General features: G+C 40.6%; 10 protein-coding genes, 5 tRNA genes and 1 other RNA gene. 3 read left to right on the forward strand and 13 right to left on the reverse strand.

All coding sequences use genetic code 11. The features are described from left to right. Positions 1-8: 8 nt before the first annotated feature. The gene (locus BLT_RS0113620) at positions 9-632 is read right to left on the reverse strand and encodes a DUF4912 domain-containing protein (RefSeq protein WP_017728330.1); all 624 of its coding nucleotides are present in this window, start codon (positions 630-632) and stop codon (positions 9-11) included. Between the two features lie 543 nt (positions 633-1,175). On the opposite strand from BLT_RS0113620, the gene BLT_RS21980 reads away from it, so the two are divergent. After that, positions 1,176-1,550, forward strand: coding sequence for a hypothetical protein (locus tag BLT_RS21980; RefSeq protein ID WP_017728331.1), 375 nt, complete (start codon positions 1,176-1,178; stop codon positions 1,548-1,550). Then, positions 1,550-2,008 (forward strand): endolytic transglycosylase MltG, encoded by a 459-nt coding sequence (locus tag BLT_RS21985; protein ID WP_017728332.1) that lies wholly within the window; start codon positions 1,550-1,552, stop codon positions 2,006-2,008. The genes BLT_RS21980 and BLT_RS21985 overlap by 1 nt, the downstream gene beginning before the upstream one ends. 273 nt (positions 2,009-2,281) lie before the next feature. Here the strand turns inward: BLT_RS21985 and BLT_RS0113635 are convergent, their stop codons facing one another. From BLT_RS0113635 to BLT_RS0113685, 11 genes are all read right to left on the reverse strand, one after another. Beyond that, positions 2,282-4,363, reverse strand: coding sequence for a peptidoglycan D,D-transpeptidase FtsI family protein (locus BLT_RS0113635; RefSeq protein WP_017728333.1), 2,082 nt, complete (start codon positions 4,361-4,363; stop codon positions 2,282-2,284). A gap of 66 nt (positions 4,364-4,429) precedes the next feature. Next, a non-coding RNA gene (ssrS, locus tag BLT_RS23230) (6S RNA) lies at positions 4,430-4,609 on the reverse strand. Between the two features lie 78 nt (positions 4,610-4,687). After that, complete coding sequence (locus BLT_RS0113640) at positions 4,688-5,950, reverse strand: MFS transporter (protein WP_017728334.1); 1,263 nt, start codon at positions 5,948-5,950, stop codon at positions 4,688-4,690. Between the two features lie 158 nt (positions 5,951-6,108). After that, on the reverse strand, positions 6,109-6,717 hold the full coding sequence (locus BLT_RS0113645) for a superoxide dismutase (protein ID WP_017728335.1): 609 nt from the start codon (positions 6,715-6,717) through the stop codon (positions 6,109-6,111). A gap of 374 nt (positions 6,718-7,091) precedes the next feature. Further along, entirely contained in the window at positions 7,092-7,574 is a 483-nt protein-coding gene (locus tag BLT_RS21990) for a GNAT family N-acetyltransferase (protein WP_017728336.1), read from the reverse strand. Positions 7,575-7,696: 122 nt separating this feature from the next. Then, positions 7,697-7,789: transfer RNA gene (locus BLT_RS0113655), tRNA-Ser, on the reverse strand. A 19-nt stretch (positions 7,790-7,808) separates the two neighbouring features. Next, positions 7,809-7,885, reverse strand: a tRNA-Ile gene (locus tag BLT_RS0113660). Between the two features lie 7 nt (positions 7,886-7,892). Next, a tRNA-His gene (locus tag BLT_RS0113665) sits at positions 7,893-7,965 on the reverse strand. A 27-nt stretch (positions 7,966-7,992) separates the two neighbouring features. Beyond that, a tRNA-Met gene (locus BLT_RS0113670) sits at positions 7,993-8,066 on the reverse strand. A 7-nt stretch (positions 8,067-8,073) separates the two neighbouring features. After that, positions 8,074-8,148 (reverse strand) — tRNA-Asn (locus BLT_RS0113675). Positions 8,149-8,561: 413 nt separating this feature from the next. After that, complete coding sequence (locus BLT_RS0113685; RefSeq protein WP_017728337.1) at positions 8,562-10,187, reverse strand: Na/Pi cotransporter family protein; 1,626 nt, start codon at positions 10,185-10,187, stop codon at positions 8,562-8,564. Positions 10,188-10,542: 355 nt separating this feature from the next. On the opposite strand from BLT_RS0113685, the gene BLT_RS0113690 reads away from it, so the two are divergent. Further along, on the forward strand, positions 10,543-11,325 hold the full coding sequence (locus tag BLT_RS0113690; protein WP_017728338.1) for a DUF1189 domain-containing protein: 783 nt from the start codon (positions 10,543-10,545) through the stop codon (positions 11,323-11,325). 25 nt (positions 11,326-11,350) lie between these two features. Here the strand turns inward: BLT_RS0113690 and BLT_RS0113695 are convergent, their stop codons facing one another. Beyond that, positions 11,351-12,007, reverse strand: coding sequence for an NfeD family protein (locus BLT_RS0113695; protein ID WP_017728339.1), 657 nt, complete (start codon positions 12,005-12,007; stop codon positions 11,351-11,353). Positions 12,008-12,186 lie beyond the last annotated feature (179 nt).

The following is a 12,186-nucleotide window of genomic DNA, read 5'->3' on the forward strand; positions in this document are numbered from 1 at the left end:
AAACCTCCTCACTTTGATTTTTCATAAAACGAATACGTACTAAAGTGTTCCAGCCAAGCTGGCTCTTGTTGAAGCCCTAATTTCCATTCATAGACCACGCCTTCATGTAAGCCTCTGTTGCTATCTTTGAATCGCGGGGTGTCAATGGCATTGGACCTTGCCATGCTCAGAAAAGCACCCGTTTGTGAAATGACACCTATATCGACACAGTACGTTCGATTCGGCTTTAGCTCTCGAAAAAACCAATTGTTTGTCATTTCAGGTAAAGGCACATCTGCATAGTAGTTGGCGTAATGTCCGTTAAATTCCAAAGCGGTGATGTCATAAAGACGCAGTTGTTTTTTTAGAATTTCCCAACTCTGGCGAACTTGGTGCTCGATTAAATGCTTGCTTGCTTCACTGAGATCCCAAAACGCATAAATACTTAATGGACTTTGTGATAATAGGGTAACTTGCGTCTGTTCATAACGATTCGGCAACATCCAAACCTCTTTCTTTTTCACAGAATCAGCTTTCTTGTCCTGATGCTTTTGATAGCGATATTGCACCTTTCCAACGGTCGTACCTAATTCCTCAGCAATTTTACGAAAAGAATAACCTTCATTTCGTAAGGCAATGATTTCATTTATCACCTATACAACCTCCTAGAGAAATTGACCTTTATTCTAGTTATGAAATCAATTTTGTGAGGAGAATGGCCATTTCCATTTATCATACATAGAGCCAGCAAAAGGAACAAGAAGGGTAAATTGTCTATTTATGTCACACGTAGAAGAGACCTGTGATTAACATTGAAAAAAATTTTTTTATTTTGTTTACTTATACAAATTAGTCATTGTACGACGTCTTTTGACCTAAAAAAACGAACGATTGTCGAAGGTGTTTGCTAAACCTGTCGGTTTTTATTGATAAGAGCCAAAGAAACAGACCGTGATAAAGCATACTGAAGGCGTTTTTTTATGGAGAGGACAAAAAGAGATAACGATATACAACTATTATAACTAATTATTTTTTGTTTTCTGAATTTAATGTCAGAAAATATACACTGTTTTTCGCTCTTTGTTCAAGGTAGTAGCTGGTTTGGTCGATTCCTCCCTTGTTTCTAGAGAATTTTCCTGTGTATAATAGAAAAATAATAAATCGATACAATGTGTTGTTATACGGAGGCGTTGTTAATGGAATGGATGATTATAGGTTTACTCATCCTCTCTATCGTCCTTTTTATCCTTTCTTTTTTTCGGAAAGACAAAACGGCTGAATTAGAGAGACAGATGGAGAATTTTTCAATAACCTTAATGCAAGAAATCTATCAATTAAAAAAGAAAATTCGCATTCTCGAAGAAGAACTTCTAATCGAGCAGAACCCAACATCAAGGTCACGCTCTTCTTCCACAGCTGCATTAACAGAAGAGGTGTTTCAGCTTTATGAAGCAGGCTATTCTATTGATGAAATTGCCAAATCCACAGGTTTAAATAAACCAGAGGTTGAGCAGCTACTCGGTCATATGAATGACTCTTTGAACGACCTTGGAACAAAGGAGAGAGTATAATGAGCCGAAGTGGACTACGAGGTGTAGCGGGCGGATTATTTTTAGGTACAATCCTCTGCGCAACTGCTTATTATTTTTTTGAAGAAAGCAATGCCCAAACCACAGCTCCATCTCATACCGTTTCAACAGATGAAATGGTCCTTACCCTTGAGGAAAAAGGATATCTTGTTCTTACGGAAGATGAGCTTGCAGCGCAGCAAGAGACTCTTATTGACGAATCCTCACCGTCTCAATCAGAGCACCAATCAACAATTATTTACGCCATGACGCTTTCAATTGAACCAGGTATGTCAAGCCAGCAGGTTGCCAATCGACTCGCTCGAGGAAATGTTATTAAGGATGAAAGCGAGTTTCTTGCCTACCTATCAAGCCATGATCTTATCCATTCTCTCCGCGTTGGCACCTATGACCTGACGAGTGAGATGAGTTTAGAAGAAATTGCTGATGCTATTACATAGATACAGCTTTGACGGCTACTCTACGGAATGGAAGCAAGTACATAATCGTGATGAGAGAGAAGACCCTAGTCGTTCATTCTGCAAGAACCCCCGACCTTTTCTGCTGCCAAAAAAGCGCAAGCGCCTTGTTCAGATTTACTAGAAAACGTTTTTGGTCTTCGGTGGAGGAGTTGAATCAATCTCAAGCCGATGGCCCTAGGAGCAAGAAAGATTTGAAATACTTTCCTTTCTCATCGAAAAAAGCGAGGTACCCATGTAGGTACACTCGCTTTTTTATTCTTCATCAAATTCTTCGAGCGTTGGTTGTTCCGCTGGCACAGGGCCTTGTCTTGATTCTTTTAGTTCAAAATATGTGTCAAGGAGCCCTTCTCCAATTCGTCGAGCAATGGCAGCATCTCTTCCTTGATTAATTTTCGCATAGGGCACAATAATCGCAAAGGCGACCTCAGGGTTATCATATGGAGCATAACCGACAAGGGCTTGGTTATTACCATTTTGCAGACGGCGGTTAGCTCCTTCCCCTACTGCGACACGAATTTGCGCTGTTCCCGTTTTTACTGCCGGTTGATAGGATTTATTAGAGAAAAAGCTAGCAGCCGTACCACGAGAACCTATTGCCACTTGACGAAACCCTTGTTGCACTCTTGATATCTCTTCCTGGCTCATATCGACTCGGTTTAAAACTTGTGGTTCAATTTTTTGAATTACGGCACCCGGTTTTTCCTTATCCGCACTCGGCTCGCGAATTTCAGTAACAAGGCGCGGCTTCATTCGATACCCGTCATTTGCTATCGTTGAAATATATTGCGCTAATTGAAGAGGGGTATACGTATCAAACTGACCAATAAATAAGTCGAGAAGATTCCCTCCAGCTTGATATCCACCATTTACACCTGTGTATTCAGATGGCAAGTCAATTCCCGTCTCAACTCCGAGACCAAACTGACTAAAATAATAGCGGGCTTGATCATAGGCACGATCAATTGACTCTCGGTTCCAGCAACATCCTGTTGCATAATTATAGCCGGCCATACGCATAGCAATTTCAAACATGTAGACGTTTGAAGAACGTTCCAACGCAGTTAAATCATTAATACGGCCCATTGACCCACCATACGACTGTTTCACTTCTGCTCCCAAACGAATCGGTTGATCAAGGAATACAGTACCAGGGGAAGCAACCCCTGTTTCAAAGCCTGTCAACACCGAGGCTCCCTTAACCGAAGATCCCATTTCAAAGGCTTTTGTAACATTGCCAATTTGATCATTTGCATTCCCATTTAAATAACCAGCCATGGCGATAATGTCACCTGTTCGTGGGTCCATCATCACCGCATAAGCGGAGCGATCGTTAATAAAGGCATTTGGTGAGGCTTCAACTTCTCTTCTTACAATTTCTTCAAGCTTTTGTTGCATCTCCATGTCAACTGAAAGGACGAGGTCATTCCCACGTGAGCCTTGTTGCTCATTAATCGTACGGTCAACGGTACGACCCCCAGCTGACGTACTGACACTTTCTACAACGGCTTTTTGTCCTCTAAGGACATCTTCATACTGAAGCTCTAAAAAGCTTGTACCCACTGTATCAGAACGGTCATAGCCCCTTGATAAATAATAATTCAGTTTCTCTCTTGGTATCGATCCGCTATTGCCGAATAAGCTACGTAATGAATCACCATACACATATTGGCGACGGGAATCACGCAAAATGTCGATTCCTGGTAGCTGATCAAGAATTTCACTTACAGCATGAGCTTCTTCATTTGTAATTCCTCGTTTGATTCGCTGTGGCGTCATAGCGTAGCCTCGGTTCATCTCACGAAAGATGGCAAGCACCTGCAAATCCCTCTCTGTGAGCTCAGCCAGGTGCTCTTCTGTGATTCGCTCAAGCTCTAGCTCATATTCTTCTTGTGGACCATCAAGCTCACTTCTTTCTTCACGGGAAACAAGCTCAAATTTTTCCTCTTGTGTAGCATTTAAAAGCCAATAGTCTTTTTTATCTCGCTCTGTAATTGAATCCGTATCTACATCGATCAAGTCGACAAGTTTATTTGCCACTTCAAGCATTTCTGTCGTATTTCGACTTTGAGACTGACTTGTATATGTAAGAGACAGCTCTAGCTCATTATCAACGACAATGTTTCCATAACGATCATACATCAGCCCTCTAGGTGCATCAATTCTCGCCGTGGCATTACTCGTTCGTTCTAGCTTTTGTAAGTTTTCTTCACCTTGAACAATTTGAACATAGCCCAGCCTTAAAATAAGGGCGGAAAACAAAATGAAGACAGCAAAAAACAAGATATTCAAACGGACTGGAACATGGTGTTTTTTCTTTCTTTGCGATTTCCCCATATGCTTCGTCCTTTCCTCTCAACATAACAATAGGCACCACATCAATCATTGGTGCCTTACGTAAATAGTAAACCCGCGTATGCCGTTGCTTAAAATGTTTCATGAACCTACTCTCGTAGGTGGGTGCCCGCAGACGTCCTTTCAACGTCCATCAATATGGCATGTTGGCAGGATGTCGATGTAAGGCTCCCTTTTAATGTGCAAGGTTCGAAACATAATAAAAGCTCACAAACACGGCAGGCCTCTTTTCAATTTTTATCTTGTAGAGAAATTATAGCACAATGGTTTTAAGATCGAAAGAGGGACACACATTTTATCTTTCAGTTAATTTTTTACACTGGTGTTTTCGGTGCCCCGTTCCCTTATCCGATCTTTTGAAAATTGAATCTTTCGTACAAAGAAATAAATGACAGTATGCCCTGCCCCCAGAATAAGAAATAGTAGAGGAATCCCCTTTTTCTCAGGTAAAAAAGAAATAGTCACTAAAAATGCACAGATTGAAACAATTCTACCACTATTAAGAAATAATTCACGAACGACAATGTATTCGATCCTCATTTCTTTCGCTCTCCATGCTTTTCCAATCACATCGTAAGTTAATGAAACATATGGGACAAGCAAGGTTGGGTAAGCCAACGAAATAATCATTCCATAAAGGATAAGCCGCGGAAAAGAAAGCTCAAAAATGATGAGAAATATCGCTAAATAGAGGGTAATCCCACCGATCAGAATCGCTTTTTTTCGATACGCTGGTTTTATAAGACGTGTCGCTAAATAGTAAGCAATAAAAGAAACCGCTGATGATACTAGCCCGTACGTTCCAATTGCCAATTCGTTGTTTGTTGTAAGATACACCCATACGACAATAACAAAGACGAATGTTCCTTCTCGTAACCCTTGAAAAAAATGCGCATAAAGAACATACCGCCAGTTTTTATTGGTGCGCCGTTCTGCCAATATTTCTCGAAAATAAACGCTACCTTCAGCAGACCGACGTTTAATCATAAAACTGATCCCGACCGCAAGAATAAATAATCCTAAGGAGATGGAGAAAATCACAGAATAGCCTGTTAGCTTTTCCATACGCGTAATGAGAAACCCTGATAAAATCGGACCGATCATTCCCGCAAAAGAAGAGATAAGACCTAGGAAACCATTGAAAAAATCACGTGTCTCAGGTTCTGTTATTTCAAACGTAAGAACATTGAACGCAAGCCAATAAAAGCCAAACCCTACCCCAATTAAGGCACCTAATAATAGTAAATATCCATTTGCTTTTTCTCCTAAAAAGAGAACCGTAAAGAAAAAAGCAGACAAAAAAATGACTCCTAATCGGAGAACGATGACACGGTCCATTTTTTTTGCCCAACGCCCTGCTAATATAAATGTGATTGGTTGCATGACGACTGAAGCTAAATTGTAGAGAGCGAGATCTGTAAACTCCCCGGATTGCTTCCATAAAAAAACGTTCACAAATGTGTTTGATAGAGCAATGCTCAGGGCATAGAGTCCTCCGATGACGAGCAGCAAGGTGAGATCCCTTGAGATGTCAATGTTTCCGATAACCTTTTTTACGATTTGATTCACACCGACTCCACCACCTTCACACCTCTAGTGTGCGTAGCTTCTTTGCGCTTATGCACATGGAATCGGTTCGTTGAATTTCTCATAAAAAAGGGGCACTCTGTGCTACATCTCCAATAAAAAGAAGACAACCAATGAATGACTGCCTTCTATGTACCTAACTATTTCGCTTCGTTATAACGCTTTGTAACTTCATCCCAATTTACAACGTTCCAGAACGCATTGATGTAATCAGGACGACGGTTTTGATAATTTAGATAGTATGCATGTTCCCAAACATCCAACCCAAGAATTGGCGTTTTTCCTTCCATTAATGGAGTATCTTGGTTTGGTGTGCTTGTGATTGCAAGCTTTCCACCGTCAACAATCAGCCAAGCCCAACCAGAACCGAAACGATTTGCTGCTGCATCAGCAAATTGTTCTTTAAATGCGTCAAAGCTACCGAAAGCATCATTGATTGCATCAGCTAGCTCACCAGTTGGTGCCCCGCCACCATTCGGGCTAAGAATTTGCCAGAAAAGAGTGTGGTTAGCATGTCCACCACCGTTGTTACGTACTGCACCGCGAATGTTTTCAGGCACAGCGTCAAGGTTGCTTACTAACTCTTCAATGCTTTTTCCTGCAAGATCATCATGACCTTCTAATGCCGCGTTAAGCTTTGTCACATATGTGTTGTGATGCTTCCCGTGGTGAATGTTCATTGTCTGCTCATCAATGTGAGGTTCAAGTGCGTTTGCTGCGTAAGGTAATTGTGGTAATTCGTATGCCATTTTAAAACTCCTCCTTATAATGAATGAACTATCAAATTAACATTTGAGGATCAGCTCCCCAAAAGAGTAAAACAATTTAAACAACAGAAATGTTTACTAAGTTGTCATTTATAACCTTAGCAAATTTTTTAATTACTTTCAATGAAAACGCTCATAAACGATTCCCCAAATTCATATTTATTACGTTACCCTTAGATCTAAAAGATAAACACGCCTATCTTTATTATTTTTATATTGTTTTTCGTTGTCAATCGTTGAATGAAAGCTTATTCTTTTCAGCAAAATTCCCTTTTTTATTCTAAAACAGGAGCATACGGAGCTTCGCTTCATAACCTTTCTTTGATCTAAACACTCAACAGGATTGTCAGGCTTATTCATTGAATTGGCGTTATTTTATACTCCATTGTCATTTTTTGAGAACTCATCCCCATTTGATAATAAAAACCTTGCGCTTTCACATTCCATGCATATACATCCAATTCTAAAGCATCTACGTGATGTCGTTTCGCAAAATCACTGATTTTCTCAAAAAATAATTTCCCATAACCTGCTCCTCTTATTTTTTCATCGACACATAAATCTGTCACATACAGGGTACGTCTTGAAATAAAGCCATACATTTTTGGAATATCAATAAATCGGACAATGGCATAAGCGACAATTTTTTGCTTTTCGTTAACAAGCAACAAAACTTTGGTTAAATGATCGCTAATCAATGACCAAAATAACGAGCGATCAAGGGTGGGTAATTCAAACACAAACAGATCAGGCCTTGCTTCTACATGGGCACGGTGAACTTGCTGGTGCAAACGATGAACAGCCTCATAGTCTCCATGCACGGCTTCGCGTATTAACAAGAGCATCCTCTCCTTTTCTTCTCATTACTTATTTTATTCTATGTGCCTACCTATCGTGACAAATAAACAAAAAAGACCCCTATCGACTGTTCGATAGAGGCACGCATTTTAACATATGTAGATGGCGGAGGAGGAGGGATTCGAACCCCCGCGCGGTTTAACCCGCCTGTCGGTTTTCAAGACCGATCCCTTCAGCCGGACTTGGGTACTCCTCCAGATGTGATAAGAAAAACTTGGTGGACCCTGTAGGACTCGAACCTACGACCGATCGGTTATGAGCCGACTGCTCTGACCAACTGAGCTAAGGGTCCTAAAAGGGGCGGCTGATGGGAATCGAACCCACGAATGCCGGAACCACAATCCGGTGCGTTAACCACTTCGCCACAACCGCCAAAAAAATTTTAGTATGTAGAAAGGATAGCGGCGGAGGGGATCGAACCCACGACCTCACGGGTATGAACCGTACGCTCTAGCCAGCTGAGCTACGCCGCCATAAAAATGGCTCCACAGGTAGGACTCGAACCTACGACCGATCGGTTAACAGCCGATTGCTCTACCACTGAGCTACTGTGGAACATTAAAGACAAGAATTATAGTATCATTATTAGCACGGATCGTCAACGCTTTTTCAAAACATTTTATTCCTTATTGGATGTCTGAATCAAGAAGAATATACCATACCCTTTCCATTGAGACAAGTAGTGATAAGAATACCTATTCCACCTTTTTTATTAAAAAAGGTGGCTGGGACATAACGAACGTGTATGATTGAAAATGCGAACAATGCACAACCTTAGCGGAGGAAATAGACGTAGACTCCTGCGGGATCAAAGGCAAGGTGAGACCCCACAGTGCAAAAAGCACGAGGAGGCTCACCAGCCGCCCGCGGAAAGCGAAGTATATGTCCGAAGCGATTGCTATGCAGCAACGATCATGACGTTCGGATTTCTTATCAATAAAAACTCTTTTGTCCCAGCCCCTTCTCCATTAACGATCTTCACCAATAACAGCTTCTGCAATGTTCACAGAATGGTCGCCAATTCGTTCTAAGTTACTGACAATGTCTACAAAGACAATTCCAGCTGCACCAGAGCATTTTCCTTCGTTAACCCGAAGAATATGCTGTTTCCGTAATTTGCGTTCCATTTGGTCAATCTGTTCTTCTTTTTCTAGAACAGATTGAGCAGCTTCATGGTCACCCTTTTCTAGAGACATGATCGCTTCTTTTAGTGTAGAAATCGTAAGCTCGAACATTTCACGCAAATCAGCAAGAGCTGTATCTGAAAGCTTCACCTTGTTAGCATTTTGATAATCTTTCAGTTCAACGACATTTTCAATGTGATCACCGATTCGTTCAATATCGCGGACCGTATCCATAAGCATTGAGTGCATTTTTGAATCTTGCTCTGACAAAGAACGTGATGAAATTTGGATTAAGTAATCGGTAATTTTTCGATCTAGGTTATTAATGGCTTCTTCATATTGAATCGCCATATCAGCATGCTTTTTATTGCTGTTTTCCAAATAATTACTCACTTCGAGCAGTGCTTTTTCAGAGAAATCAGCCATACGAAGTACCTCTTGCTTCGCTTGTCCTAAGGCAATTGCTGGTGAACTGCCGACAAATCGAGGGTCAAGATGCTTTGTTTTATATTCAACAATCACGTCATCCCCTGGTACAAGCTTTGTGACAATCCATGCTAATGCCGCAATAAATGGCAGTTGGATCAACGTATTCGAAACGTTATAAATCCCATGAGCAAACGCAATCGTCATCGGTCGGTTTAATGATAACTCTGCCTCCAAAAATGCAATCAGGTTTGTAAATGGCACCAATACAATAAGAACTATGATGGCCCCGATAATATTAAAAACAACGTGGGTAAGTGCCGCACGCTTTGCTGTGATTGAAGCACCAATTGCAGCCAATACTGCCGTAACCGTTGTTCCAATATTATCACCGAGTAAAACAGGTAATGCTGCCCAAAGGTCAATAGCTCCTTGGTCATATAATTGCTGGAGTAGTGCAATCGAGGCTGTTGAGCTTTGAACTGCGACGGTAAAAATCGTTCCTATTAAAACTCCAAGAAGCGGATTATCACTAAGCGTAATCGTCAGTTCTCTAAATACTTCAAGGTCACGTAATGGCCTAAGACCATCTCCCATAAGAGACAAGCCATAAAATAGAGCTCCAAATCCAAATATAACTTGACCAAGGTTATTCACTTTCTTTTGTTTAAAGAAGAAAATCAAAAACGCACCTAATGCAATGGTTGGCAGCGCATATGCCGTTATATTAAATCCAATAATAAAAGCGGTCGTCGTTGTACCGATATTCGCGCCCATAATGACACCAATCGCTTGTTTTAACGTCATAAAACCAGCATTTACAAGCCCAATTGTTAGGACGGTTGTTCCAGAGCTTGATTGAATTAACACCGTTACAACGATCCCAGCGATAACTCCCATCACCGGATTTGTTGTAAACTTATCCAACAAATCTCTCAAACGGTCTCCTGCAGCTTTTTGAAGTCCATCCCCCATGAACTTAATACCAAAAAGAAAAATCCCAAGACCGCCTAAAAATGTAAACAAAAGCGATTGTAAATCCAAAATTCTCTCATCCCTTTACATAAAAATTGTTTATCCTTCCCCATTTCGACAAACTCTTACAAGCGTACTTGTTCATTATTGAGTGAATATTGATCTTTTGTAAAGAATTTATTAAGATTTTAAAGAAATTTTTAAAAATGACACAATTCATTTTATAATTTCTTCTTTGTTTACTGTAATAAGAGTATTTTATTAACTTAAGTTTACAAATCCTTCACAATCATTCTTGCTTCCAGCTTGCTCATTATTAAAAAATTGTTAACTCGCACAAATTGGTGATCCTTGTTATTTTCCCTTGTCTATTGTACTCGCCTTTCGATAAAATGTTAAACGGAACATTGAAAGGAGACAAGCAATGAATGTCTTTCAGCTGTTTTTAAAAAGTTTGTATTCACCTAAAATCATTGCCTACGGACGTTTGCAACGTATAACGAAAGCAATTACCCATGTATTGCTCACAATTTTGATAGCAACCCTACCTTCTGGGATTGCTTTTGTCTCCACGCTACATGCAGGGGTCTCACAATTACAATCTGCTCTGATTGCAGACATCCCTACCTTTCAGATCGAAAACGGGCAGCTTTCAGTACCCATTGAAACGGCTCCTTATATCAATGACCAAATCATCGATGGCGTCTTTATCCTTGATGGTACAGGCACGATCCAAAATGACGACCTTGCTAGCTACGGAAGCGGTGTTGCACTCCTCGAACGAGAGGCTGTAATATTCAATCACGGGGAATCACAAACGATCTCCTATGGACTTGTCCTCTCTCAAGAAATATCAAACGATACGCTCCTTGAGGTTATCGAACAGTTTATGGGGATTTTCCCTCTTTTAGCAGGTTTAGCGATACTAATCATGTATATCGGATTAGCAGGGGCCTCATATCTAGGAATTAGCCTTTTGGCTATGATTGGTTTGATGTTGAAAAAAAGGGCTACCCGTTTGTCTTACGGTCAATTATGGGCAATGGCTGCATTTTCGATAACATTACCTGCTATATCGTTTGCCATTATTGATCCATTTTTTATTTCTGTGCCCTTCTTTTTTCTTATTCTTGGTTCAATTTTAATGCTTTTTCTTGCCATTCGCAGTATTCCAAAACCAAAAACACAAACAAAGGGACACAAGTAGTCAAATCTTGTGTCCCTTTGCCTGATTATGCTTGGTTTTCCTTATCATCTGAAACTTTTTTAATGAGAATTCGTGTACCATCCACGGAAACAACCTCAATTTCCTCGTTCGCTTCTAACCATTGACTCCCGCTTGTAGCACTGTACTGGTTGCCATCAATTTCAATATTTCCTGTCGGACGGAACGGAGTCAAGGTGCGACCTCTTTTTCCCTTTAAGGAATGGTAGCTTTCATTTATCGAATTATAGCCTAAATCACCTGTAAGCCGATCTTTTAACGTCATTTTTGACCACATGTTTCGTGAAGGAAACACTTTTAAAAACAAGCTTGCACCAAATCCACCAAGTAAGAAGCCCATTGCCGCAAGCACTCCATAGATGACACTTGGAGCAGGAATAGCTAGCCCCACGATCATAAGAACGACACCAAGCAATGCAATGGTTCCATCCGTGATCACTTTACCATCAATAATAATTAGCAATAATCCTACAACATACAGGATAACAACCCAGAAACCTAAATTGCTATCTCCAGCAAGATGAAATGAAAAATACATGCTCATAATGGCTACACCAAGTAATCCAAACAATCCTTTTGCTCGTACAAGTAATTCTCCGAATAAAAAGAGCGTTCCTAATAAAATAACAACAAAGCCGATACTCGCAACATTTAACCATTCCATCACCATGACCCCCTTCCATATACCATACGAATCACAAAATAAAAGGTTTCATTAGAAAAGCTTGGGCTGCGCCAGAAACCTCATAAAAAGTATACACTATATGGTCTTGCTCGATCTCTAATCAGAGACGGATCTTCGGCGGAGCCCTTAGCTTTTCTTACTTCCCAAGCTCCTTCCTC

Origin of the sequence: Halalkalibacterium ligniniphilum (assembly GCF_000334155.1) — a bacterium.
GTDB classification, from domain to species: Bacteria; Bacillota; Bacilli; order Bacillales; family Bacillaceae_D; genus Halalkalibacterium; species Halalkalibacterium ligniniphilum.